This is a genomic window from Collinsella sp. CLA-AA-H167 (assembly GCF_040095305.1).
In the GTDB taxonomy this organism is placed as follows: domain Bacteria; phylum Actinomycetota; class Coriobacteriia; order Coriobacteriales; family Coriobacteriaceae; genus Collinsella.
The window spans coordinates 1-25,397 of record NZ_JBBNGA010000003.1; the positions used below are offsets into that span (position 1 = coordinate 1).

19 protein-coding genes and 1 tRNA gene are annotated in these 25,397 nt (G+C 58.9%); 1 reads left to right on the plus strand and 19 read right to left on the minus strand.

The window, feature by feature from the left end:
* Positions 1-289 precede the first annotated feature (289 nt).
* From hisS to AAAT03_RS03040, 17 genes are all read right to left on the minus strand, one after another.
* Positions 290-1,603 (minus strand): histidine--tRNA ligase, encoded by a 1,314-nt coding sequence (gene hisS, locus AAAT03_RS02960; protein WP_349102557.1) that lies wholly within the window; start codon positions 1,601-1,603, stop codon positions 290-292.
* Positions 1,604-1,907: 304 nt separating this feature from the next.
* The gene (locus AAAT03_RS02965; protein ID WP_349102558.1) at positions 1,908-2,123 is read right to left on the minus strand and encodes a hypothetical protein; all 216 of its coding nucleotides are present in this window, start codon (positions 2,121-2,123) and stop codon (positions 1,908-1,910) included.
* Between the two features lie 10 nt (positions 2,124-2,133).
* Positions 2,134-2,316 (minus strand): hypothetical protein, encoded by a 183-nt coding sequence (locus AAAT03_RS02970; RefSeq protein ID WP_349102559.1) that lies wholly within the window; start codon positions 2,314-2,316, stop codon positions 2,134-2,136.
* A 3-nt stretch (positions 2,317-2,319) separates the two neighbouring features.
* A complete protein-coding gene (locus tag AAAT03_RS02975; RefSeq protein WP_349102560.1) occupies positions 2,320-3,618 on the minus strand; it encodes a M20 family metallopeptidase in 1,299 nt (432 codons plus the stop codon).
* A 117-nt stretch (positions 3,619-3,735) separates the two neighbouring features.
* On the minus strand, positions 3,736-4,719 hold the full coding sequence (locus tag AAAT03_RS02980) for a DMT family transporter (RefSeq protein WP_349102561.1): 984 nt from the start codon (positions 4,717-4,719) through the stop codon (positions 3,736-3,738).
* A gap of 339 nt (positions 4,720-5,058) precedes the next feature.
* Positions 5,059-7,248 carry a YhgE/Pip domain-containing protein gene (locus AAAT03_RS02985; RefSeq protein WP_349102562.1) on the minus strand — a complete coding sequence of 730 codons (2,190 nt, stop codon included), beginning with the start codon at positions 7,246-7,248 and terminating at the stop codon, positions 5,059-5,061.
* The gene (locus AAAT03_RS02990; protein WP_233543363.1) at positions 7,249-10,023 is read right to left on the minus strand and encodes a YhgE/Pip domain-containing protein; all 2,775 of its coding nucleotides are present in this window, start codon (positions 10,021-10,023) and stop codon (positions 7,249-7,251) included. It abuts the gene before it with no gap.
* A gap of 516 nt (positions 10,024-10,539) precedes the next feature.
* On the minus strand, positions 10,540-12,564 hold the full coding sequence (gene htpG, locus AAAT03_RS02995; protein ID WP_349102563.1) for a molecular chaperone HtpG: 2,025 nt from the start codon (positions 12,562-12,564) through the stop codon (positions 10,540-10,542).
* Between the two features lie 202 nt (positions 12,565-12,766).
* Positions 12,767-13,267 (minus strand): GNAT family N-acetyltransferase, encoded by a 501-nt coding sequence (locus tag AAAT03_RS03000; protein ID WP_118335014.1) that lies wholly within the window; start codon positions 13,265-13,267, stop codon positions 12,767-12,769.
* A gap of 39 nt (positions 13,268-13,306) precedes the next feature.
* Positions 13,307-13,957 carry a CpsB/CapC family capsule biosynthesis tyrosine phosphatase gene (locus AAAT03_RS03005; protein WP_055250497.1) on the minus strand — a complete coding sequence of 217 codons (651 nt, stop codon included), beginning with the start codon at positions 13,955-13,957 and terminating at the stop codon, positions 13,307-13,309.
* A 17-nt stretch (positions 13,958-13,974) separates the two neighbouring features.
* On the minus strand, positions 13,975-14,712 hold the full coding sequence (locus tag AAAT03_RS03010) for a CpsD/CapB family tyrosine-protein kinase (protein WP_055250501.1): 738 nt from the start codon (positions 14,710-14,712) through the stop codon (positions 13,975-13,977).
* A gap of 2 nt (positions 14,713-14,714) precedes the next feature.
* Entirely contained in the window at positions 14,715-15,371 is a 657-nt protein-coding gene (locus AAAT03_RS03015) for a Wzz/FepE/Etk N-terminal domain-containing protein (RefSeq protein WP_349102564.1), read from the minus strand.
* Positions 15,372-15,566: 195 nt separating this feature from the next.
* Positions 15,567-16,991 carry an ATP-binding protein gene (locus tag AAAT03_RS03020; protein ID WP_349102565.1) on the minus strand — a complete coding sequence of 475 codons (1,425 nt, stop codon included), beginning with the start codon at positions 16,989-16,991 and terminating at the stop codon, positions 15,567-15,569.
* A 3-nt stretch (positions 16,992-16,994) separates the two neighbouring features.
* On the minus strand, positions 16,995-17,723 hold the full coding sequence (locus AAAT03_RS03025) for a response regulator transcription factor (RefSeq protein WP_118288829.1): 729 nt from the start codon (positions 17,721-17,723) through the stop codon (positions 16,995-16,997).
* 64 nt (positions 17,724-17,787) lie between these two features.
* The gene (pstB, locus tag AAAT03_RS03030; RefSeq protein ID WP_349102566.1) at positions 17,788-18,663 is read right to left on the minus strand and encodes a phosphate ABC transporter ATP-binding protein PstB; all 876 of its coding nucleotides are present in this window, start codon (positions 18,661-18,663) and stop codon (positions 17,788-17,790) included.
* A 103-nt stretch (positions 18,664-18,766) separates the two neighbouring features.
* Positions 18,767-20,005 carry an ATP-binding protein gene (locus AAAT03_RS03035; RefSeq protein WP_349102567.1) on the minus strand — a complete coding sequence of 413 codons (1,239 nt, stop codon included), beginning with the start codon at positions 20,003-20,005 and terminating at the stop codon, positions 18,767-18,769.
* A 25-nt stretch (positions 20,006-20,030) separates the two neighbouring features.
* Positions 20,031-20,726, minus strand: coding sequence for a response regulator transcription factor (locus AAAT03_RS03040; protein WP_117778822.1), 696 nt, complete (start codon positions 20,724-20,726; stop codon positions 20,031-20,033).
* Between the two features lie 197 nt (positions 20,727-20,923).
* Here AAAT03_RS03040 and AAAT03_RS03045 point away from each other — a divergent pair, with 197 nt between their 5' ends.
* The gene (locus tag AAAT03_RS03045; RefSeq protein ID WP_349102568.1) at positions 20,924-22,264 is read left to right on the plus strand and encodes a D-alanyl-D-alanine carboxypeptidase family protein; all 1,341 of its coding nucleotides are present in this window, start codon (positions 20,924-20,926) and stop codon (positions 22,262-22,264) included.
* A gap of 131 nt (positions 22,265-22,395) precedes the next feature.
* Here the strand turns inward: AAAT03_RS03045 and AAAT03_RS03050 are convergent.
* Positions 22,396-22,486 (minus strand) — tRNA-Ser (locus AAAT03_RS03050).
* Positions 22,487-22,580: 94 nt separating this feature from the next.
* Entirely contained in the window at positions 22,581-25,022 is a 2,442-nt protein-coding gene (locus tag AAAT03_RS03055; protein WP_349102569.1) for a hypothetical protein, read from the minus strand.
* Positions 25,023-25,397: the final 375 nt, after the last annotated feature.

Consider the following 25,397-nt stretch of genomic DNA (forward strand, 5'->3'; position numbering starts at 1 on the left):
GGCCTCCATAGCCTCTCCACCTGCGGAAACGAGGCGATAGCCAGGTGCCGGGGGCTATTTCCGCGTTGCGCTAGCTGCGGAAACGCGGGGTCCGTTCAGACTGTTGCGTTGAGATTGAAAATCAACCAAGTATTTTCTGCATTGCAAGGGTTTTTGCCCTAAATGGTCGTATTTCTCGGTGGGCGGCATACGTAAATGGGGGCATTCCGCATAAAAGCGAAACACCCCCGTAACAATCGCTCGCAATGAGCTGGGCACCTCAGCGGCACTACAGCTTAAAAATCATGCGCTACAGGCGCTCGCGAACCGCCTCGACCACGTTGGCCAGATCGACGAGAGCCTCGTCATGGCTCTCCATGTCGCGCACCTTGACCTTGCCGGCGGCAAGCTCGTCGCCACCCAGGACCAAAATGAGCTTGGCGCCAACCTTGTCGGCCTGCTTAAACTGAGCTTTGAGCGAACGACCCTGGTAGTCGGCCTCGGTCACGATGCCAGCGGCGCGAAGCTCCTGCGTGATGGCAAAGACGTTCTGGCGCAGCTCCTTGCCGGCATTGGCGACATAGACGCACGGGGCCTCCTCGGCACCCAGGTCGCTGCCAAAGGCCTGCAGGGCCAGCAGCGCACGCTCAAAACCGACGGCAAAGCCGACGCCTGCCGTGGGCTTGCCACCCTCGAGCTCGACCAAGCCGTCATAGCGACCGCCGCCACCGATGGAGCCGACGCCGGCGCCGGGAGCCTCGACCTCAAAGACGGTACGGGTGTAGTAGTCCAGGCCGCGCACCAGAGTAGGATCCTCGACATACTCGATACCCGCCGCATCCAAATAGCGCTTGACCTGCTCGTAGTGCTCGCGGCACTCATCGCACAAGTTGTCGCCCATCTGCGGGGCTTTGGCCATGATCTCGCGGCAGTGGTCGTTCTTGCAGTCGAAGGCACGCAGCGGATTGAGCTCGGCGCGCTCGCGGCACTCGTCGCACATCTCGTCGGCGTGATCGAGGATAAACTGCTTGACCTGCTCGCGATAGGCCGGACGGCATTGGGCATCGCCCATCGAGTTAATGAGCAGACGGAGCTTGGAAAGATCGAAACCAAGGCGCTTGTAGAACTCCATGAGCATGATGATGCACTCGGCGTCTGCTGCCGGATCGGGAGCGCCGAGCCACTCGATGCCCACCTGGTGGAACTGGCGCAGGCGACCCTTCTGGGGACGCTCGCCACGGAACATGGCCTCGGCATAATAAGCCTTAAACGGCGTGGAGCCCTGGGGCACCAGGTTGTTCTCCACGACGGCGCGCACCACACCGGCCGTGCCCTCGGGACGAAGCGCCAGGCGCTGCTTGGGCTTGAGCTTGCTATCGGTGCCCTCAGCAAAGACGCGCTCCAGGTTGGCGCCGCTAAAGACGCGGAACATCTCCTTGCGCACGACGTCGGTCGACTGGCCGATGCCGTGGACAAAGACGTCCACCTGCTCGATCGCGGGCGTCTCGATGGGCTTAAAGCCAAACGGCTCGAATACGCCGGCCGCAATCTGCTGCATCTTTTGCCAAGCGCGCATCTCGGCGCCGATAAGGTCGCGGGTTCCCTCCGCCTTCTGTGCCTGCATGGGCAAACACCTTTCTTTTGTATCGCGTCATAGATAGTGGACATTATACGGCACAAAGCAGCAACGCGGCGGCGCGTCTGACCGAACGAGGGTATGGGGACTCGTTCGGCCAGATGCGCCGCCGCGGTGTGCAATCTGCAATCCTTCCGCCTCTTCGGATCACAAAATCCGTTGGACGGAAAGACTTCGGGTCATCTCTTGAGCCCGTGGCTGCATGGGAAACCGAATAACGGTACGAGCATCCATTCGGCTTCCAAAGCAGCCACGGACAAAACGGGGCAAAGAGCTACGAGCGACGTCGTCCCTACTCCCCCGCCACGCTCGCGCGCAGCTTGGCAGCGATGGGCTCGGACGCCAGCAGGAACACGAGCATAATCGCGGAGCACACCAGGCACACGATCCAGGTGCTCACAAAGGAGCCCGTAGCGTCGAACAGCACACCCGAGACGATGGCGCCCACGGTGCCACCGACCATCTCGAGCGAGGTAATGGTGCCCGTGACCTTGCCCAGGTCGGCCATGCCAAACTGCTTAGACGCAACGATCGTGGGCGTTGGAGATGGTGTACTGCGCAAGGGAAATGCCCAGGTCGCTGACGATGAGCGGCTGGAACAGGCTCATGCAGTTGACGAAAATCGTGTAGCACGTGGCCATGATCACGAAGCCAGAGGCCACCACGAGCCAGCCGGGGAAGAACTTACGTTGCAGGGGCATTGGTTACTCCCTGTGGTCGGCGATATAGCCCAAGGCGACGGCGGTATAGGCCGCGGCGCCGAGCGGCAACTCGGCATCGCTAAAACGTGCCTTGGGATGATGCTGGGCAAAGTGTTCGTCCGTATCAGTCACGGCAGCGCCCACGGTAAAGTAGGCGCTCGGGATCTCGCTCGAGATAAGCGCAAAGTCCTCGCTCGCCATGGCGTGGAACAGCGGCAGGAAGGCGGCCTTGGGCAGCGTCGCACCCACATAGCCAAGCGAAGCCTGGGTCATGTCGTCATCGAGGACGAGCGGGGGAACATCCGAGAGCGTCTCGATGGTCGCCGGCGTACGATAGGTCGTGGCAACACCTTTGACGACCTCCGCGATGCGGGTCTTGAGGTGCTCCATGAGCTCAACGTCGAAGCCGCGCAGCGTACCTTCGAGCACGCAGGTGTCGGGAATGACGTTTGCCGCCTGTCCGCCGGCAAACTTGCCCACGGTGAGTGCGACCTCCTTGGCGGCCGGCACTTCGCGAGCGATGAGCCCCTGAAGTGCCAGGTGCACATGCACACCGGCCGTTATGGGGTCGATGCAGATCTCGGGGCTGGAACCGTGGCCACCCTTGCCCTGCAGCGTGATGCGGAAACCGTACACGCCCGATAGCGCCGGACTCCCATAGAGCACCAGGCCAAGCGGCGATTGGCTGTTAACGTGCATGGCAAAGGCAGCCTGGGGACGCGGGTTCTCGAGCAAGCCGTCGGCGATGGCAGCGCGCGCTCCCTCAAAGGTCTCCTCACCCGGCTGGAACAGCAGTTTGACGGTGGCATTGGCGTCGACGAGCTCGGCCTCGCGGGCCTTGAGCAGGCGCGCCGCACCAAGCAGCGCCGTCGCGTGCATATCATGACCGCAAGCATGCATGCAGCCATTGGTGGATGCAAAGGGCTCGCCGGATTCCTCGACAACGGGCAGGGCGTCCATGTCGCCACGCAACATAACGACCGTTCCGGCCTGTTCGTCCGTGCAGACGCCATTGCCATGGGCCGCGGTGGCACCGGCACCGACAAGGCCCACAACACAGGAACCATCGACGAGCGTGGCAAATGGAATGTCCATCTCGGTCAGGCGCGCTTGGATATACGCAGAGGTCTGCGGGAGGCTATTACCCAGCTCGGGCATCTGGTGTAAATCGTGTCGCCACGCAGCGAGCTCGTCTGCAAAAGCCTGAGCTTCTGCAACAAGACCGTCACCGATAGCGGCCTGTGCTGCCGCAGTGGCCTTGGGCGCTGATTGCGGTTGAAAATCGGACAGAGCTGGTGCCATAGATGCCCTCCAGTGAAGTTTTAGCAGTAAGCACTTTCATGTTCTAAAGTGCAATGCATAACTTTAAAGGCGAGGCATAAAAAAACGCCACCCCAGAAGGGCGGCGCAACAAGTTGTTTACAATCGCGCTCGCGGCTTTTTGCGCAAAAAGTCGAAATGCGTCTCGCTCAAAATAATCGATAGGAAGATGAGAGCGAAGCCGGCGAGCAGGCGCGAGGTGAGCGCCTCCCCCATCAGCAGCACCGAGAACAGCGCACCCGAAGGCGACTCCATCGAAAGGAGCAACGAGCCCGTCGAGGCCGGGACATGCGCCAGGCCGACGTTTTGGATGAGCAGGGCCACGCACGTACAGCCCACCGAGAGAAACGCCATCGCACCGATAAAGCTCGGCGTCCACACGGACAGAGGCGCTTGGGTCTCGAATAGCAGCGACGAGACCAGGCTCAGCACGCCGTTGCCCACAAACATCCAAAACGTGATGACGTTGATGTCCATTTTGCGACCGTACTTGGCGGTCACCGCCATCTGGATGGCGAAGAAGACCGCACCTGCCAGCGTAATGACGTCACCGATGTTGAATTCAACGCTATCGAGCGCCACCAAGCCAATGCCCGCCAAGCACAGCAGTGCCGCGCCCAGGTTATAGCGGGTGAGTTTTTCGCCGCTCAGAAAATAGCTCGCGAACGGCACGAGGATGCAGTACGTGCCCGTCAAAAAAGCATTCTTGCCTGCCGTGGTCTGCGCCAGGCCAATCGTCTGCAAACCGTAGGCACCCCACATGAGCGCGCCCATGCCAAGCCCGACGATCAGATTGCGGGCATTGAAATGAGCGATGATGCGCTTATGGAAAATGGCAAACATAACCAGTGATGCCGGGAGAAAGCGAACATAGACCAGCTCGAACGCCGGAATGGTGTCGAGCGCGCCCTTCATAGTGGTAAAGGAGTAACCCCAAACGACCGCCACCGAAAGTAGCAGAACCTTCCAGAACAGCGGCGAGCGTGCGCCGGCACCGCGAGAGACACCGCCGGCACCCAGGTCTTCGCGGGCTACAGGGCCATCGGGCAAGTTTTCGATTTCATTGGCAGCGTATTGGGCCATGGAACATCCTCACACTCAATCTGGGCGTGGTGTCCGCACGCGTATGGCTGCGTGCCGCCTCATGGTCAAATAAAAACGGGGCGCACCGGACCCCCGGCACGCCCCGCTACTGTAGCAACAACCAAGCAGCTCATGCAATTCACCCCGCTAAAGCGCCTTGTTCCGCCGTTCTACCGAACGGCGGACCGGCCGACGCTGCGCGAGCCGCATTCACGCCAATCTGACGTTCAATTTCAAGGGCGCGACCAGAAGGTCAGCGCCCTTTCATTTCACGTCACCTTGGCGCAAATGCGGCTCGCTCGCTGGCATTGCCGCAGCATCAGCGTTTACATTGTTGCGCTAGATTAATTTAGTACTCTCCAGCTTTTCGATAATCCAGTCGTTGGCTTTGATGACCGGACGGCGGAAGACGACGCCCAGGGCCAGCGACGGAATCAGATAGCTCGCCAGAATGCCCAGCTCAACCCAGTACTCCATATGGTAGGCGCCAGCCATGGCGGCATGCATGGCATTGATGCCGTGAGTAAACGGCAGGAACGGATAGATCGCCTGGAACACGGGGCCGGTCATCTCGATGGGGAACGTGCCGCCCGAACCGCCGACCTGCATGACCAACAGCACGACTGCGAGCGCCTTGCCGATATCGCCAAACGAAACCGTAAGCGTGTAGACGATATTGGAGAACACGAGACTCGCGACCCAGCCAGCCAGCACAAACTGCAGCGGGTTGTCGCACTGAATGCCAAAGAACAGGATATCGCCCGCGCACACGAGCGTCGCCTGCAGCAGAGCCAAACCGCCAAAGAACAGGTAGCGACCCAGATAGATCTCGTGCAGGCGCACGGGGATGAGCTCGTTGATGAGCTCATCGTCAACCGAGACCTTCATCATGGCCGCCAGCACGATCGAGCCGACCCAAAGCGACAGAATCGTGTAGAACGGCGCCATGGCCGAACCGTAGTTGCGGATTGGATAGACCGGCTTGCGGTCGAGTGCGACAGGGCCGGAAAGCGACACGGCCAGAGCCTCGGGATCATTGCCGATCATCGTCTTGATCGTAGCGAGGTCGTCCGACATCAGGGCACCGTCGAGCTCGTCCTTAAACGCGCTGATCTTGTCCGACGCCTCACCCAGTTGGTCAGAAGCCTTGTTGACGAGCTTTGCGGCTTTGGACAGACCCTTTGCGAGCGAGCCAGAGGCGTCGGTCAGACCGCTCACGGCGCTATCCAAGTCACCCGAGATACCGTTCAGGGAATCCAGAACGCCCGAGATGGTCTTCTTAAGCTCCTTGGCCTTAACCGAGAACGTGGAATCGTAGTCGGACTTGGCTCCCGAGATACCCGCCTTGGCATCGGCGATGGCCTGGTCGACCTCGGCACGCGAGTTGTTGACCTCCGCCATGCCGTCCGAAAGGGACTTTGCGGTCGCCGTCAGGTCCTTCGCATTGTTGCGGTACTCCACGGCAATTCTGCCCAGCGACGTAGCAACGGACTTGAGATCGTCTTTGAACTTGTCGTCACTCACCTGGTCGGCAAGGTTGCGGAGCTGATCGGCCATCGCATCGATATCGTCAGCACGCGTATTGAGCGCCGCTGCGGCTTCGTTGAGCTGAGACACCGTAAGGTAAACATGCTGATTCGCGGCATCGAATGCCTTCGCAAGCTCGGCGGACACGTTGTCGAACGAGCCCGCGCTTCCGTCAATCGCCGCGTCAACGGCATCGTTGGCGGCCTTGAGCGCTTCCTTGGAATCATTGATGCCGCTCTTGGCGTGCTCCATCAGCTGCTTCGTCGACTCATCAACGGTGCCCGTCTGCTTGAGCATGCCGCCCGCCGATGTCAGTGAATCGGACGTGGAGCTCAAAATGCCCGCGAGCGACGTCGCACTCGCCTGAACGTCCTGCAGGTCCTCGACCGAATCGCCCAGCGTCGAGGACAGATTGGCGATAAAGTTGCTCACCTGGTCGGTACTCATATAGTCGAGCAGGCTGGACACGGTCTTAAGGCCGATGGTCGTGATGGTCTTGGTAAAGGTCTCGTTGACCTGACTCTGGACGGCGCTCGAACCCTTTTCAGTCACGATCTGTGCGATGGCGTTGGCCTTCTGGTTCTCATAGAACTCGATATCGGCGTGCTTCACCTCGGTCGAGAAAAGCGTCATCATGTCGGCGCTAAACGTTTTAGGGATAACGACGGCAGCGTAGTACGCGCCCGACTTAACGCCCTCAATCGCCTTATCGCGGTCGTTGAGGACGACCCAGTCGAAGTTCTCGTTGCCGCGCAGGGTGGCGGTTACGTTTTCGCCCACGTTGACCTCGACGGGAATCAGATCGCTCTCGTAACCCTCATCGGTGTTGACCACTGCAATCTTAAGGTTGCCGGTATTGCCGTAGGGATCCCAGCTTCCGGCGATGTTAAACCATGCATAGAGACATGGCACGATGATCAGGCCCATCACGACGACTATGCCGATCACGGAGCGAGACACGTTTTGGACATCGCGCTTAAACAGGTGCAGGATGTTTTTCATTTATGCCTCACCTCCTTTAGAGTGCTTGCCAAGCGAGGTGGTGTCCCCGTCGTTTCCGTTTACGTTGTCAGCGCCGTCGGCATCTTGAGCCTTACGATGCGCACCGATATGCGACAGACGGCTCGTAGGCTGTTCGCCTCCCTTGGCGCCACGCTCGCTGGCGTTGAGACCAAACATGCGACGGGCGGCAGGGATGGCAGCCGTGTGCTCGCGCATCTCGCGGCGAAGGTCCTCGTCCGAAAGCGCCGAGATACGCATCTGGGTATTGAGGCTCGCACGGATGTATTCGATGTTGATGAGCCAGCCGCAGATGGCGATAACCGAAATGATCCAGATAACGAGCAGGATGATCTTGCCGTTATTGTCGATATCGAGCACCGTCGAAAGCACAAAGAGCAGAACCTGCACGCCTACCACGGCGGCAAAACCGCCCTTGATGTAGTACGGGTAGCGATGCTCAAACGCCACGGCATGATCGAGCAGCTCGCGACGGTACGAATCCGAATCGAGCATGACGCGCATGGCCGTGCGCAGCGAATAGCGCTGGCGCGGTAGGTCGTTGGACTCGCAGATCATTAGGCCCGTCGTGGAAAGCTGCTTATCAAAGAGCAGATTGAGGTTGAGCAGCAACGGGCGCAGCTGCAGACCGATAAAGAGCGCGATGGCAAGGAACACGCCCAGGATGCACAGGTTGAACAGGTAGTTGAACGAATACATGCCACCGACGGTCTCGCGCAGCAGGTTGATGCCATAAGTGAAGGGCAGCAGCGGATGCAGCCATTGGAAGAAGCCGGGCATCATCTCGATGGGATACATGCCCGACGAGCCGGGGATCTGCACAATGACGAGGATGACGCCAATGGCTTTACCGATATGCTTAAACGTGGTGGACAGCGCATAGATGATGTTGACGTAGGTGAACGAAATAGCGATGCCGCCCAGTACAAAGAGCAGCGGATTGACGCACTGAACGCCAATGACCAGGTCGCCCACCGTAACGATAATGGCCTGGAACGCGCCCAGGATCACCAGCAGCAGCCAGCGGCCAAAGTAGCCCTGACGCGCCGTAAAGCTACCGATGCCCTCGCGGTCGACCTCGAGTTTATAGATAGCGATGAGCACATAGCCGCCTACCCACAGCGCCAGATTGGTGTAGAAGGGCGCGATGCCCGAGCCAAAGCTCTTGACCGGATAGATTGACTTGGACGTCAGCTCAACCGGAGATGCCATGAAATCTGCCACGTCATTGACGTCGACGTCCATGAGGTCGGCTAACTCGCCCATAGACTCAGAGGTCTGCAGCGCCGCAATGTCATTGGCGGCGGTCGCGAGCTTGTCCTGAACCTTGGCAAGGGAGGCGTCGGTTTGGGACAGCGTGGTCTTTGCCTGCTTGAGCGTGGCGTCGAGCTGCGCCAGCGTGCCGCGCGCGCTCGCTATCGTGGGGGTCATACCCGACACAATGCCGGTCAAATCGCCCGAAACGGCGGCAAAGGAGTCAAGCGCGCTCGAAGCCTTCGGAAGTGCGTTCTGACCCAGATCGGTCTGAGCCTGACCGAGGCTAGCCGTACCGGTCTGAATTGCCGCGTTGAGTGCGTTGCTCGCGTTCGAGATTGCCGTAGCGTCGTTTGCCATGGCGCTCGACTGTGCAGAAAGGCCATCCTTGATGCTCTGCAGCTTCTGGTTTTGCTCGCGAAGCGAATCGATGGTCGATACAATGCGCGCGTCAATTTCCTCGGAACCTGTCGACGTGTCATTAACGAGAATCTCCAAGTGCCCGATAACGGCCTTATTGTGATCGATCGTCGCCTGGAGAGACTCGAGCGAGTTGTCGATGCGGGTGGTCGTAGATGTGACCGTACCCGTTAGCTTGCCAATCGCAGCGTTCGCGGAGGCTGACGTCTTGGTGAGTGCAAGGCTACCTTCCGAGAGTGCCTTGGAGAGCGAGGTGATAGAGTTGCCCGCCGTGGCGCGAGCCTCGCCCAGCAGGTCGTTGCCCTGGGAGATTGCCTGCGTCAGCGACGGTGCCTGACCTTGCAAGCCGGCAAGCGCCGCATCAGCCGAGGCGATAGCGCCACTCGTCTTATCGATGGCGGCATTCATATCGCCAATCGAATCGCGCACCTCACCCAAGGTGTCGGATGCCTCGGACACCGAACTTGTCAGCGAGTCCTGAGTCTGGGTTGCCTTGTCCTTTAAATCGATGCCGGCATCCTTGGCGATGCCCGCTACGGTCTCGCCCACCGTGGAGACAAACTCCGAGTTGATCTGCTCCTCGATGGTGTTGGCACCGGTATCGGTAACCTTGGGCGCAATGGCGCTCTTTTTCTCGTTGACGTAATAGGTCAGCTTAGGCTGATGGTAATTGCCATCGAGCATCGAGACGAGATTGTCGGAGAAGTTCTTGGGGATTACAATCGCCGCGTAGTATTCCCCGCTCTCGACGCCCTCTTTGGCATCGGCAGCCGAGTCGACGAAGGTCCAGCCCAGCCGATCGTTTTCCTTGAGCTGGTCGACCACCTTATCGCCCGCATTGAGCTCGCCCACTAGGTCGTTCTGGGTGCCCTGATCGTTGTTGGCGATGGCGATTTTAATGCCCTGGGTATTTCCGTACGGATCCCAGTTGGCAACGATGTTGTACCAGGCATACAGCGAGGGAATGACGCACACGCCCAAGGTAACCACCAGGGCGACGGGGTTCATAAGCAGTCGCTTAATGTCGCGCTTAAATATCGCAAAGGAGACCTTTGCGTTGGATAGTTTGCTGCCGAGACTCACGCTTGGACCATCCATCCTGTCGTTGAATCAAATCGTACTATCAACAACCATTGTACGTAGGCGCTTTAGCGTCTCGAAGCACAATGGTATTGAGTTTTGCGGGTAGCAATATACTACGAAGATTAGTTAACGTACAGTTGTACAGTATCTCAAATTTCAGCAGGTCGCAAAACCACAACCCGCACAAATTAGCAATCCGAATAGTCATTGGGAACGTTCTTAAATGACTAGTCAAACAAGAACGTCCCCGATGACTACTTAGGGCCACGAAAGCGTCGCAGGTTGAGCATAAGTCAGCGAAAACGCCCCTGAGCGAGCAAGGTGACGTGAAAGAGGAGGGAAGCGTACTTTGGTACGCGACCGACGATTGAACGTCAGATTGCCGCTTAGGGGCGTTTGCAGCGTCGACCGGTCCGTCGTTCGTTAGAACGGCGGAACCAATAGGTTCGTTAGAACGGCGGAACGAAGGGCAGCGTCGAGTAGTTACGCGGTTCGTAGAACCGCGTAACTACCCAATTACATAAGCTCGCAGACAGCTGCTGCGAAGGCAACGGGGTCCTCGGGGAGGATGCCCTCGACCAGCAGGGCCTGATCGTAGAGCAAGCCGGAGTACTGCTTGATCTTATCGGCGTCGCCTGCCTTCTGGGCAGCGACAAGCTTGTCAAAGACCGGGTGCTTGGCGTTGAGCTCGAGCACGCGCTGGCTCTTGGGCATGCCGTCGGGCGCGCCCTCGGGCCCCTTCTGGAGCACCTTCTCCATCTCGAGCGAAAGCGGACCCTCGGTGGTGATGCAAGCGGGGGCATCGGTCAGGCGCGCGGAGACGGCAACTTTCTCGACCTTGTCACCGAGCGCCTCCTTCATAGCGCTAAAGAGGTCCTCGTTTTCCTTGGTGGCGTCCTCGGCCTCCTTCTTCTCGTCCTCGGTCGCCAGATCAAGATCGCCAGTCGCAACGTTCTTGAGCTCCAGGTGACGATCCTCGACCTCGGGCTCGGCACCGTCGGCAACGGCCTTTTCGGCAGCCTCGCGGGCGGCGTCGTCCTCGTAGATCTTGGGCATATCGGCGGCCACGTACTCACGCATAGCCTGGAACGTGAACTCATCCACATCCTGCGTCAGCAACAGCACGTCATAGCCGCGCTCGAGCACGCCCTTTACCACGGGCATCTTGGCCAAGCGCTCACGCGAGTCGCCGGCGGCGTAGTAGATGGCCTTCTGATCCTCGGGCATGCCCTTGGCATACTCGGCCAGGGTGATCATCTTCTGCTCCTTGGCAGACCAGAACAGCAGCAGGTCGGCGAGCTCGTCGGCCTTCATGCCGTAGCTCGAGTAGATGCCGTACTTCAGACCGCGACCAAAGTTCTCAAAGAACTTCTCGTATGCCTCGCGGTCGTTGTCGCGCATGTCCTCAAGATCGGCAGTGATCTTCTTCTCGACACGCTTGGCAATGGCCTTGAGCTGACGGTTCTGTTGCAGCGTCTCACGCGAGATGTTGAGCGTCACGTCGGCAGAGTCCACGACACCGCGCACAAAGTTGTAGTAGTCGGGCAGCAGGTCGTCGCACTTCTCCATAATCAGAACGTTGGAGCTGTAGAGCGCCAGGCCCTTCTCGTAGTCCTTGCTGTACAGATCGAACGGGGCGCGACCCGGCACAAACAGCAGCGCATCGTACTCAAGCGTACCCTCGGCATGGAAGCTGATAGTGCGCGCGGGATCGTCAAAGTCGTGGAACGTGGACTTGTAGAACTCGTTGTAATCCTTCTGCTCAACGTCGGAGCTGCGCTTTTTCCAGATCGGCGTCATGGAGTTGATGGTCTCGAGCTCCTGGTAGTCCTCGTACTCGGGCTTGTAGTCGTCGCCGGCGTCCTCGGGCTTGGGTTTCTGGCGGCTCTTGCTCACCATCATCTGAATCGGGTAGCGCACATAGTTGCTGTACTGCTGAATCAGGCTCTTGAGGCCCCACTCGGTCAGGAAGCGATCGTAGGTCTCGGCCTCGCCGTCGGCGTCGAGCTTCTCGTTCTCGCGCAGCGTCAGGATGACATCGGTGCCGTGCTCGGCGCGCTCGCCGTCTTCGATGGTGTAACCCTCAAGACCATCAGACTCCCACACGTGAGCGGTGTCCTCGCCATAGGCGCGGCTGACAACCTTTACGTGGCTGGCAACCATAAAGGCAGAGTAGAAGCCCACGCCAAACTGACCGATGATGTCGACATCGGAGCCCTGTTGCTCGGCGTTCTCGGTCTTAAACTCCTCGGAGCCGGAATGGGCGATGGTGCCCAGATTGCGCTCGAGCTCCTCGGCGGTCATGCCAATGCCGTTATCCGAGATGGTAATGGTGCGGGCGTCTTTATCAAAAGAGACGCGAATAGCCAGGTCGCCCTGGTCGAGCTTGACACTCGGATCCTGCAGGCTCTTAAAGTTGAGCTTGTCGACGGCATCGCTCGCGTTGGAGATAAGCTCGCGCAGGAAGATTTCCTTATTGGTGTAGATGGAGTTGATCATGAGGTCGAGCAGTTTTTTGCTCTCGGTCTTAAATTGACGCATGTGCAGTCCTTTCGCGCTACCCCCGTCCGCAAAAACGGCCCGGTTGCCCGAGCCGCATTGCAGACCTGCTATGTTCAGACTTAGATTTTATAACCCATTAGCGCGCATATATACATACGGAATCGAAAAACTGTATGTCCAAACGCTCTGATGCGCCAATTGCCAAGGAGTGTCCCCGACTGCCGGCAGGAAAGGAACGTCCCTATCTGCCATCTACGCGCTTGGCCATCCAAACATGGGGCTGGCCCTCGTCTTCGTAGTCCACCGGGGCAATCTGCGTGTAACCCGCCTTGGCATAGAGTGGTAGCACGTATTCCTGCGCGTGCAGCTTAATGAGCTTGGCGCCGGCATCACGCGCGCACGTATCACTGGCCTCGACAATCTTGCTCGCCAAACCGCGACGGCGCATGCTCGGCAGCACGGCCACGCGCCCCATAATGTAGGTCTCCCCCGCCGCGACGCCTTCGTCCAAGTCGCACGCCGGCGACATCGGAGCCTCTGCGTCAGCTGCGCGCTCAAGCTCTTCGGGAAACACGCGCGAGCAACCGGCAAGCTCGCCGTCTACATAGAGCGTCACATGAATGCAGTTCGGATCCTCGTCGATAGCGTCAAACTCGTTCTCGTAGCCCTGCTCGTCCATAAAAACGACGCGGCGCACCAACGCCGCGTCATCAAAGCATCCCGTCTTAAGTTGGATATCCATGGCTGCCCTTTCATTCAATGCGAACGTTAGGGACAGATTTTAGCGAAAATGAGCTCCGCGCACGCTAAACTTCGCGCGAGCCTTCGCCAGGCAGTCGTAATGACCCACGTTATGGGCATCGCTCGCGATGAAGCTGTACAGGTTCTGATCGAACAGGCGCTGTGCCGGCTTTTTCTCGCGACCAAAGCGACCGCCGGCAATAAAGTCCGCCGAAGCCTGCAGCTTGCAGCCCATATCGACCAGGCGCTCCGCCACGCTTACATCCTTTTGAACCGCACGATAGCGCTCAGGATGAGCGATGATCACCTGGTAGCCACGGCACTGCAAATCGTAAATCGTGTTCTCGTACTCTCTAAACGCATACGCATCGGCATGCGTCGAAAGCTCGAGCAGAAACTCGTTGGTCCCATCGAAATGCAAGTGATCCGCGGCATCGATACCAAGCTCAACGAGCTTTCGATGATTGACCTCGAAGCCCATCTGGAGCGGAAAACCGTCAGCGTTATCGCGCAGCAGCTCAAAGGCATCCCACATCTTGTCGTAATCAAAATAGGGATCACGGCAGTGAGGAGTGCAAACGATTCTGGTTACACCGGCCCGCTTGGCAGCCTCGAGCATCGCCAAGCTCTCTTCGAGATCGGCGGCGCCGTCGTCTACACCCGGCAAGATATGGCAATGAATGTCACGCATAGGTCAGCCTTAATCAACTAAACGTTTGCTCGGTTGGTGAAGATGCCCTTTTTGGAAGTGCCCTGATCGTCGGAGCCCTTCTTAACCTTCTTACCGTCCTTGGTGTAGTAAGAATAGTAGTACTCGCTGGTCTCGGTCTCACAGTAATTCATGACGGTACCGATGAGCTTGACCTTCTCGGACTTCTTAAGCTGGGCGATAGCGTTGAGCGCCTCTTCGCGCTTGGTAAAGTCCTCGCGCACCACGAACAGCGCGCCGTCGGTCAAGCTGGCAATCTCAGCAGCATCGATGAAGGTGCCGACCGGAGGAGCATCGAAGATGACGTACTGGAACTTGGCGGACAGTGCCTTTACCAGCTTGGCAAAGCGATGGGAGACGATGATGTCGGCAGGATTGGGAATGTGCGGCTCGGCATCGAGGAAGTAGAAGTTCTTCTGACCCGTCTCGACAATTGCCTGGTCAATGGAGATCTGCTCGGAAAGGACCGCATAGAGTCCGCCGCGCGAACGAACGCCGAGCATATCGGAAAGGGACCTGCGGCGCATATCGGCCTCGACCAGGAGCACGGACTTGCCGCTCGTGGCGATTGCCTGAGCAAGGTTAATGGAAACCGTAGACTTGCCCTCGTTGGGAATCGAGGAGGTAACGGTGATGGTGCGAATGGGGTCGTCCACGCTCGCAAAGCGGATGTTGGCCAGAAGGGTCTTGGCGGCATTCTGCACAACGAGCTTATCGGTGTTCTTTGCCTTAGCCATGCCTATTTACCACCTTTCATAGCCGGAATTCGGCCAACAACGGGAATACCCAGGAGCTCTTCTGCCTCTTCGGCACCGCGGATGCGGTTATTGAGCATGTCTGCCAAAACGACATAGGCAACTGCGATAAAGATACCGGCGAGGAACGCGACGGCAATATACAGCGTGCGCTTGGGGCCGCTGGGGGCTTCGGGGGTCTTAGCCTCGTCGATAACGTTGATGCTCTGGGCAGCACCGACGTTCTGAGCGACCGTACTCACCGAGCTGGCAATGGCCTTTGCGACCTCAGCCGTCTCCTTGGCATCGGTGCCGGTAACCGAAAGCGTAATGACACGCGTGGTGGTCTCGGAGGAAACAGACACCTTGTAGTCATCCAGATCGGTGAGGCCCAGTTCTTTGGCGGCGCCGCTCTTAACGCTATCGCTATCCAGCAGCGTGGCGATATCGTTGGAAAGCATCTGGCTCGCCGAGAGATCGTTGTAGCTCATCTGACCGCTATCGTCGGTCTTGGCGAGAATGTACATGCTCGTCGTCGCGGTATAGGTGTTGTCCATCGCAACGAAGGACACGATGCCCATGGCGATCGCGCAGACCACCGGAAGGGTGATGACCAGCTTGAGGTGCTTCTTCAGCAGCTGGAACAGTTCGAGAAGGGTCATGCAGCTTGCCTTTCATTTCCCCAGTTCGGATTGACAAAACTGTCCGTATGTTATCGCATCTTTTTACCGAGACCAAACTCTATACATAAGAAACAGGCTCTCCTGTAAAAATGTCGGAAGCAATCGTAAAATTGCACAACAACGCCGCACCCGAAAGTCAAATGCGGCGTCTACATCAATATCTATGTTGTATCGCTATGCGAATGGCTCGTCCTGCTGTATGGGAAACGTCACCGTAATGGTGGTTCCCACGCCCAACTCGCTCGACAGATCGAGCGTGGCGTGATGATACAGGGCCGCATGCTTGACAATGGCAAGCCCCAGGCCGGTTCCGCCGCGTGCCTTGGACCTACTCTTGTCCACGCGATAGAACCGCTCAAATACCTTGCCCTGTTCTTCAGGCGCGATACCGATTCCCGTGTCGGCGACAGCGAGGAACGGATGGCCTTCGTCGTTGGTGCCGCACTGCAACGTAACCGTACCGCCGGGTCGATTGTAGCGGATGGCGTTGCTTGCCAGATTATAGATGAGCTCGTCGATCAAGCGCGACACGCCTTCGATGACCACAGGCTTGGTCTCATGACTTATCGTCACATTCGCCTGACGGGCAACCTGTTCAAGACGCTGCTCAACCGCATAGATGGCACGAGAGAGCTCAATAGGCTCCGTGGACCCAATGGGCACCGCCTCGCCCTCAGTTGCACGTTCGGCCTCGTCCAAGTTAGACAGCGTAAGGATGTCGTTGACAAGCGCTGCCAAGCGGCCCGCCTCACGATAGATGCGACCGCCAAAGTTGCGCAGGTCGTCCTCGCCCTCGACCATGCCATTTGCGATGAGCTCGGCATAGCCCGAAATCGCCGTAAGCGGCGTCTTGAGCTCATGGGTGATATTCGCCGTGAACTCGCGGCGCATACGGTCGCTGTCCGCTAGCACCGCCATTTGGCGCTTGAGTTCCTGGCGCTGCGACTCGATACGCTCAAGCATGGGGACCATCTCGGCATAGGCGTGCTCATAGCTACGGCGTGGGTGGTCCAAATCCACCTCTTGCAACGGCGCGATGATGGCACGGGACTCACGGCGCGCCATAAAAAACGAGAGTACCGCACCCGCTGCTGCGATAAGCAGCATCGGCGCCAGCATCGACAGCAAAATCGCCGCAACGCCAGGCTGGGCCTGCGCCAAGCGGACGACCTGGCCGTTATCAAGGGTGACGGCGCGATACAGCATAATCTCGTCGAGTGTAGAGCTTGCGCGCTCCGCGGAACCCGAACCACTCTCAAAGGCCTCGATGACCTCGGGGCGATCGCCATGGTTGGGCAGTGTGGAAGGCGACGCCTCGTTGTCGTAGGCGACCGATCCATCCTTGTTAATCAGCGTGATGCGCAAGTCCTCGCGATCGAGGCTACGCAAGAACGGGATGGGCTCCTGCTGCTCGTCGAGGGCGGCAGCAATGAGCTCAGTTTCCTGCGCCAGATTGGCACTCGTGGCATCCGCCAAAGTGTTTTGCACAAAGAACGCACCCAGCACCGTAAACGCCACGATAACCGCCATGGCGCAGACAAAGATCGTCACAAAAACGCGGTGCGACAGCGTATGTTTTCCCTGGGGGGCGAAGACCACGGGTTACCCCTCCGATGCGGTGGCCGCGGTGTCGTCGCCTTCGGCACCATCACCGGCAGAAGGCTCGGCCAGGCGATAACCCACGCCGCGCACGGTCTCGATGGCGCTGGCATGCTCGCCCAGTTTTTGGCGAAGCGTCTGCACGTGCACGTCAACGGTGCGCGAACCGCCGTCGAAGTCCCAGCCCCACACGCTCTGCAGCAACGACTCGCGGGTAAAGACCACGCCGGGCTTGCGCATGAGGTACTCGAGCAGGTCGAACTCGCGCAGGGTGAGCTTAAGCGGCTCGCCGGCAACGGTCACCTCGCGATGGCTGGGCGAAAGCACGATGTCGCCCACGCTGAGCACATCGCTCGCCTGCTTGACCATGCCGCCGCGACGCAGCAGTGCGCGGCAGCGGCTCGCAAGCTCCATGAGCGAAAACGGCTTAGTCAGGTAATCGTCGGCACCGCCATCGAGCGCCATCACCTTGTCGAGTTCGGTGTCCTTGGCGGTAAGCATCATGATGGGCACCGTCGCCGTCAGGCGATCGGCACGCAGGCGACGCATAATCGCCAAGCCATCGGTGTCGGGCAGCATGATATCGAGCAGCACAGCATCGGGCACCCGTCGCGCCACGGCAGCTTTAAACTCGCCATCGCACGAAAAGCCCTCGGCCTCGATTCCCTGCTTGCGCAGCGCGTAGACTGTCAAATCCCTGATGTTGTCATCGTCCTCGACGTAATAGATCATGTTGAACCCCTTTGCGGCCGATATGACCGCATCTTAACCCTAAAGGCACCTTTACTAGATGGTATCAGCCAAAACGCCCCGTCAAATAATCCGCCGTACGCGGATCGGACGGATTCTTGAAGAGTTGCGCGGCAGGCGCGTGCTCCACCAGCTCACCCAGCAAAAAGAATGCGACCGAATCGGAAATACGCGCGGCCTGCTGCATGTTGTGCGTCACAACCACCAGCGTGCAAGTCTCCTTGAGCGCGCAGGCAAGCTGCTCCACCACGAGCGTCGACACAGGGTCGAGCGCCGAGGTCGGCTCGTCCATCAGCAGAATGTCGGGCTGCACGGCAAGTGCGCGGGCGATGCACAGGCGTTGCTGCTGACCGCCCGAAAGACCCAGGCCCGACTCCTTGAGCTTGTCCTTGACCTCATCCCATAGCGCAGCGCGACGAAGGGAGTCCTCGACCAGCTCATCGAGCACGGCGCGGTCGCGCACACCCATACCGCGAGGACCGTAGGCGACGTTGTCGTAGATGCTCATGGGAAACGGGTTGGGGCGCTGGAACACCATGCCCACGCGCTGGCGCAAACGGCAGATGTCGTAATCGCCCAGGATATCTTGACCATCGAGCGCGATTTTGCCCTCGATGCGGCAATCCTTGATGCCGTCGTTCATGCGGTTAAAGCAGCGCAGCAACGTGGACTTTCCGCAGCCCGAAGGCCCGATGAACGAGGTGATCTGCTTGTCGTGAATCTTGATATTCACGTCCTTGAGCGCATGGTGGTCGCCATAGAACAGGTCGAGGCCCTCGACATCGATGCGCGTCGGCGAGGCGGCAAGATCCTCTGCCGTGGGGCGAGTCGCATCCCCAACCTCGCGCTCATGCGCGGCCTCGGCCTGCGCTTCCATGAGTTCTTCAAGCTCCGTGGGCTCCACAGCCGCAGCAGCCGTCATACCGCATACCTCCATATCGATATCAATTCAGCAGTATCGATAGTAGGAATCGCGGCTCATACGTACGTGAGCACATTGTCAAGTGTTTGTAAGGGCACGCTAGCTATGCGGCGGGCAGCTCGATGGTGAATATCGTGTGTTCGGGCGTCGATTCACTTGCAACGGTACCGCCGTGTGCCGCGATGATCTCCTTGGCAATAGCAAGGCCCAAACCGGCACCACCGCGATTGGTCGCACGCGCCGCATCCAGGCGATAGAACTTCTCAAAGATCACCTTGAGCTTAGCCGCAGGGATAGGATCGCCCTGATTGATAAAGCGCACGCGCACGCCGCCATCGTCTTGGCGCCTGGCCTCAATCGTGATAGTCGAGCCCTCATAGCTATAGGCGACGGCGTTTTTCATGATGTTGTTAAACACGCGGGCCATCTTATCGCCATCCACGAGCACCGTCAGGTCCTCGCGAATATCAACCTGGGCTTCCTTATGCTGCTCGTTGAGGATGGGATAGAACTCGTCAGCCACCTGAGCCAGCAGCAACCCCAGATCAACATAGCCGCGCGTGAGCACGATATCGTGGAAGTCAAAGCGCGTGATATCGAAAAACTCTTCGATGAGCGCATCGAGCCGGTGCGCCTTGTCGAGCGCCACGCCCGTAAAGTGCGCGCGTTGCTCAACCGGCAACTCAGGAGCCTCTTGCAGCAGCGAAAGATAGCCCACCACACTGGCAAGCGGGGTGCGTAGGTCATGTGCCAAGTACGTGACCAGATCGTCCTTGCGATGAGACTCGTCACGCAGAGCTTGCTGCACCTTGCGCTCACGGTCACGCACGCGGTTAAGGGCGCCCTCGACCTCCAAGAAGTCGCCGTCGATGTTATCCCAGGTGTCGGGGTAATCGATCAGGCGATCTTGAATACGAGCGGCCAGCACACAATCGGCATGCTGCTCGCCCTGCTCGTAGCCCTGGTAGTACAGGGCGCGGCCGCAAAAGAACAGCACGCACACGGCAAGCGCCAGCACAAAGCCAAGCATGTTGAATACAAAGCCGGCATCGAACAGCACCGGCCCTTCGATGCCGCCGAGCGCCATGGCGCCAATCGCCAACGTCATGGCCCACGCGGCACCGCCAATCACCACGCAACGGCGCACGATTTCAAATCGATCGATTAGCAAAAAGCCGACAAGCAGCACCGCTAAGATTCCGGCGATGTTGTCGATGCCAATCAGCAGCAGGCTCAGCAAAAAGAGCAGCACCGTCGCAAGTGCACGGTTGTCGACGACTGCCCGTACGTATTCAAAGAGTCGATCGGGCACCTCGAATGCCTGCCTATCGTCTTTTGTCATATCCACTTCCCCACCATCAAAGGCGCTATTCAATTATGTAGCCGACGCCCCAGACGTTTTTGATAAAGCGCGGCTTTTGAGCGTCGTCGCCAATCTTTTCGCGCAGGTGGCGAATGTGCACCATCACCGTATTGTTGGAGCCGGGCATAAAATCCTCGTTCCACACCGCGCGGAACAGGTCCTCCACGGCTACCACGCTGCCGCGATGCTCGACCAGATACAGCAAGATGGAATACTCGATGGGCGTGAGGCGCACCGGTGCACCGTCCACCGTTACGGAACGAGCATCGCGGTTGATCTCCAGTCCGTCGAGCTGGATGGTCGGCGACTCGGCCGCCTGCGAGCGGCTACCGTAGCTGGTGTAGCGGCGAAGCTGAGCGTGCACGCGCGCGATGAGCTCCAGCGGACGGAACGGCTTAACCACGTAATCGTCCGCGCCAAGCGAAAGGCCCTCGATCTTGTCTTGCTGGGCATCGCGCGCCGTCAGCATGATCACGGGATAGGTATGGCTGGAACGGATTGTACGCAGCAGCTCAAAGCCATCGATATCGGGCAGCATGACATCCAGCAGCGCCAGATCGAACTCCTGCCCCAAGATTGCCTTGGCAGCATCGGCCCCGCTATAGGCGACCTGTACGTCAAAGCCTTCTTTTGTAAGGTAGATACCAACCAAGTCGGCGATGGCCTTCTCGTCATCAACTACCAAAATGCGCTCGTTCATGCGTGCTCCTCTCGCGCTCCATTATGCCCGAGGGGGCGCACACCACACACAACAAGCGTGGGTGATTAAGTCGGCCTTAAGCACCCTTGTGCCCGTTCGGGCGCGGATGTGAGCCACGCACGCACGCGATGATCGCCGACGCCGGCAAACGATATACTCTAGTTTCAGAAGAGACCATCCCGTCGAAAGCGAAATCTGTGAAGTCCCTCACCTCTTTTGCAAAGCGCTCAGCCCGGCTTGCCGCCGGCTTTGTCTGCGCTATCGCCCTTGCCGCTGGCGTGCCCACCGTCGCCGGCGCCCAAGTGCTCACGACCGACAATGTTTGCGGCAAAACCGCCGATGCGCGCGGCATCACGGCCGAAAACCTGCCCGATATCGATGCGACCAATGCCCTCGTCATGGGCAAAGACGGCACCGTCTACTATGCCCGCGGCGCCGATGAGCAGGTCAAGATTGCCTCGATCACCAAGGTCATGACCGCAATCCTAACCGTCGAGAATTGCAAGATGGACGAGAAGGTCACGGTGAGCAACGCCGCAGCCACCGTGGGCAATTCAACAGCCGGCCTACTCGAAGGCGACGAGCTCACCGTGGAGCAGGCACTGCGCGGCCTGATGATTCCCTCGGGCAACGACGCCGCCATCGTGCTCGCCGAATATGTGGGCAAGAAGATCGACCCTAAGACCAAAGACGCCGAGGCAACATTTGTGAAAGCCATGAACGAGCGCGCTAAGAAGCTCGGTTGCACCGGCACGCTTTTTGAAAACCCGCATGGTCTGGACTTTGATGAGTGGGCTGGCGATATGCACTCAACCGCACACGACGTAGCGCTGATGATGCAGGAGGCCATGAAAAACGACACGATCCGCGAGGTCGTAGCGAGCGAGGATTCCTGGATCGAGGTCACGGGCGCCGACGGCACCGACCATTCGCATTCCATGGACACGCATAACTATTTGCTAGGCCAAGATGGCAACATCGGTGGCAAGACCGGCACCACCGATGATGCAGGCTATTGCTTTACGGGTGCCTACAACCGCGATGGCGACGAGATCTACACCGTCGTTTTGAACTCCACCACCACCGACCAGCGCTTTACCGATACCGCAACCCTTGCCAATTGGTACTACGGTCACAAGGTGACGGTCGCAATCGCCAACACGCAGGAAAAGACCGCCAACGGCAACCCGCTTATGGCGCGCATTGGCCAAACCGACTGGACGGATAAGACGATCGACGCCACGCTCGCCGATCCTACGGCGCAAGCGACCGTGTTTTCCCTTGCCGGCGAGGTGACCGAAAAGGTTAGCTACGACGATCTTTCGGGCACGGTGCATGTGGGCGACAAGGTGGGCAGCGTTACGCTCAAGCAGGATGGCACCAAGATCGCCGTCATGGACCTGGTTGCCGACGAGGAAGGCGCAGGGCCGAATCCCATTGAGTGGCTACTCGTGAAGCTCGATCGCTTGGGCCGCCGCATCGACAACCGCCCGCTCACGGCAGAAAGCGAGACCGTCGCCAAGGCGCCCGAGGTGTAGTGCGCAAGAATAATAAGTCCACTGAAAGGAGGCGTCCGAAAGGATGCCTCCTTTTTTGAGGGTTCGAATCCCCAGCTAACGTGGTTCAACTAAAAAAGGGCCCCTTTCGGAACCCTTCTTTAAAGTCTTACTGGCGGAGAGCTGGGGATTCGAACCCCAGATGCCCTTTTGGGGCATACTCGCTTAGCAGGCGAGCACCTTCGGCCTCTCGGTCAGCTCTCCGTAACAGCCGTTCTATAGTAACCAAACAGTCGAAGTTGGGCAAGAGGGAATTTTCTAATTGCCCAGCGGCCTTTCCTCCTTGCAGTTTTCGCCCCTACCCCAGCGAGCGGTTGAGGGAGCCGAGCTCGTCGTTGCCCATGGTGCGCCACATTTGGAAGATGCAACCGCGCGCCAGGAAAAAGAAGCCGTTATCGACCAGCTGCACGGCGGCATCCGCAAGCTGGTTGGCCACCGCGGGCACGGGCGGCAATTCGAGTCCAGCCCTGCGGATGGTCTCGACCGCTTCCTCGAACGTCGGAGGCTCGCTGACACCCATCTCGTTCATAAGGCCCTGCATTTCTTCCAGCGCGCTGCTGCCCGACTCCTCGCCGCGCGGCACCAGACGGTAACAAGCCAGCGCCAGGTCGAGCTGATCGCAATTCCAATAGGCAAACGCCAAGCGATAGAACAGGTAGCCGATTGCAGAACGATCGCTGGCAATACGTAGGCCGTGGCGCGCCACCTCGATAATCTCGTCAAAGCGCTCCAGACGCGCAAGCACGTTGATGAGCGCAAAGTGCGACTGCATGGACGAGCGCGCCAGATCGTAAAGATGGCGCACCTCGGGCAGTGCTCGTTCAAAGTCCTCTTGCTCGGCGTAAAAGCTGCAGATCTCGTGCTGGGCAAAGTACAGCGCATCGGGCGCACGAAGGATTCGCACAGAGCGGTCTTCTTCCAACACCGGTAGCACCATGCGCACCAGCTGGTTATCGCAAAACTGCGTTTGAACCGGACCTGTCGCCAAAAGCTCGGCGACGGCGCACTTAGCCTCCAACTCCTCAACAAGACGGGAAAAGCCTTCAAAAGCACCTGTACGGTCGACTTTTGCCTGCTCGCGCAATTCAACAACACGGGCCACGTATGGGTCGTCGTCCTCTTCCATGACCTCCAGCTCGTCAGCCGTATCGGCAAGCAGCAGATCGTGCAGCGCCGGCGGCAGCATGCGATGGTCATCACGCGGACGAGCATGAACCTCCGCAGGTTCAATCGTCTCCGGAGCGGTTGACTCATATGCCTCAAGCACACGCTTGCACGGCATATCGTCCATGTCCATGCTCTCAAGATCCTTGGCGACAGGCACGCAATCGGCCAGATAGACCGCGCGCCCAAAGAAATACGTTGCGACAACGCACTCGCCCTGCTCACTGTCGGGAGCAGCAATCTGCACATAGCAGCGCGTGATGCAGGTGCCCGCGGCAAAACACGCTGCCGCAAGCGTGAGCGCCACGCGCGCATCGTGCTCCGCGGCCCAGATCGCGCGCGTGTCCTCGTCCAACTCGCGCCAGGCGTCATCTTGAGCGTCGTATTCACGTTGTGGCATAGCATCAACGACAGACTGCCCAAACCGAACGAGCATGATCCCCTCGGCAACGTTTGCCCGATAGGTATAGTCGAGCCGCGTGACCACGTTAAGTGCCTCGACAATACGCGCGAAGCGGGTACGCACATCCCACTCACCGCCCGGCTGGCAAGCCACCGTACCCGGTTTGCCCCACGGGTTATCGCTCGAGGCCGTATCGAGCAGTCGGGGAACATCGTTGGTCGTCTTGGCGATATGCCACGCATCAAAGAGCGCGCAGCCCTCAAGGCTCGGCGAGGATGCCGCAGGGACCAATCCGGCCCCGATGTGCTCAAGGATGCCGGAGAGACGGTTAAGACGGCACTCGATGGCAAGCAGCATGTCAATCTCGTCCTGGTCCAGCAGGCTGCGATCAAAATTGAGATAGAAAAGCTTTGAGCGATCGATGCGAGCCAGGCTCATCTCGGACTTAGCGGCGATGGTGCGCAAGCGGGGCAAGTCAATTTCACTCATAAGGGCGGCGGCATAGCGCTCGATACCGCTCGGATTCTCGGCATGGTCAACGCGGTAGAGCAGCATCTCGATAGCATCAGGGAGCGGTGTCGTGTTAAAGCCCAAAAACACCTCGACCGGCTCGGGCAACTTTACGAGCTTGATCTTGTCGACAACGTTTTGCATACCCTCGTCGAGTCCGTCGGCGTCCGCCGTGCTCGCAATGGTATTTTCGGAGTCAGCGAATATCACGTAGCGCAGGAACATCGATGCCATGAACTCGCCGTAAGGAAGGGAGCGGGTCGAATTCCATGTCTCGTGGTCGGACTGCTCGCGCATGGGGCCTTCGGGAGAGCCGACGGTTCGCGCGCACGCGCGCATTGTGCCGTTGGCTCCCCGTACCACAATCTCACCAATACCGGAGTCCGACTCGTCAAGGACCAGTTCCATGTCGGGATCGTTGGGCAGCGGAGTCTCGCTAACGGGGCGGTCCACCTTGTACACCTCGCCCGAAACGCTTACGTAACCCAAAAGCGACACATGACTTTTGCCAACGAATTCGACGACATAGCAAGATTCATGCTGATCCTCGCCAAAGAGTTTCCAGACCACGCCATATGAGCGTCCCGCAGGCTGCTCGGGCATCGCCGGAAAGCGCTTCTTGGGATCGAGAAACCTGAGCTTGTATGTCGGACGCTCTGCCACGAAGTATCACCCTGATCGGTCGTTGAGAGAAGGAGTGGTCGCGAATAAGTCGCGACATCTACTCGGAATCTTACACGAGTCGACAGGAAATCGTCCGCTTTACGCCCGCGCCTCGACCGAGGTTCGAATCCATGCGGTGTTTACGTAAAAGAAAAGCCCCCGTTGCCGGGAGCTTTAATCTCAAATGGTGCGGCGTATAGGATTCCGCGCATCCGCTTCGCGGATCCGCGCCGGCTTCGCCCGCCTGCCGGCGTGCTCGCCCGCTCGCTACGGACGCTCCGCGTCCGCTTTACGCTCGCGCCTCGACCGAGGTTCGAATCCATGGGATGCCGGCGTAAAAGAAAAGCCTCCGTTGCCGGAGGCTTCAAGTTCAAT

Excerpts from the sequence above, each read along its gene's own strand:
- htpG (WP_349102563.1), bottom strand. The coding sequence starts at position 12,564 with ATGCGTCAATTTAAGACCGAGAGCAAAAAACTGCTCGACCTCATGATC.
- AAAT03_RS03000 (WP_118335014.1), bottom strand. The coding sequence starts at position 13,267 with ATGGATATCCAACTTAAGACGGGATGCTTTGATGACGCGGCGTTGGTG.
- hisS (WP_349102557.1), bottom strand. The coding sequence starts at position 1,603 with ATGCAGGCACAGAAGGCGGAGGGAACCCGCGACCTTATCGGCGCCGAG.
- AAAT03_RS02985 (WP_349102562.1), bottom strand. The coding sequence starts at position 7,248 with ATGAAAAACATCCTGCACCTGTTTAAGCGCGATGTCCAAAACGTGTCT.
- AAAT03_RS03015 (WP_349102564.1), bottom strand. The coding sequence starts at position 15,371 with ATGACCCTTCTCGAACTGTTCCAGCTGCTGAAGAAGCACCTCAAGCTG.
- AAAT03_RS03035 (WP_349102567.1), bottom strand. The coding sequence starts at position 20,005 with ATGACAAAAGACGATAGGCAGGCATTCGAGGTGCCCGATCGACTCTTT.
- AAAT03_RS03025 (WP_118288829.1), bottom strand. The coding sequence starts at position 17,723 with ATGATCTATTACGTCGAGGACGATGACAACATCAGGGATTTGACAGTC.
- AAAT03_RS02965 (WP_349102558.1), bottom strand. The coding sequence starts at position 2,123 with ATGGCCGACCTGGGCAAGGTCACGGGCACCATTACCTCGCTCGAGATG.
- AAAT03_RS03040 (WP_117778822.1), bottom strand. The coding sequence starts at position 20,726 with ATGAACGAGCGCATTTTGGTAGTTGATGACGAGAAGGCCATCGCCGAC.
- AAAT03_RS02980 (WP_349102561.1), bottom strand. The coding sequence starts at position 4,719 with ATGGCCCAATACGCTGCCAATGAAATCGAAAACTTGCCCGATGGCCCT.
- pstB (WP_349102566.1), bottom strand. The coding sequence starts at position 18,663 with ATGACGGCTGCTGCGGCTGTGGAGCCCACGGAGCTTGAAGAACTCATG.
- AAAT03_RS02970 (WP_349102559.1), bottom strand. The coding sequence starts at position 2,316 with ATGCCCCTGCAACGTAAGTTCTTCCCCGGCTGGCTCGTGGTGGCCTCT.
- AAAT03_RS03010 (WP_055250501.1), bottom strand. The coding sequence starts at position 14,712 with ATGGCTAAGGCAAAGAACACCGATAAGCTCGTTGTGCAGAATGCCGCC.
- AAAT03_RS03005 (WP_055250497.1), bottom strand. The coding sequence starts at position 13,957 with ATGCGTGACATTCATTGCCATATCTTGCCGGGTGTAGACGACGGCGCC.
- AAAT03_RS02975 (WP_349102560.1), bottom strand. The coding sequence starts at position 3,618 with ATGGCACCAGCTCTGTCCGATTTTCAACCGCAATCAGCGCCCAAGGCC.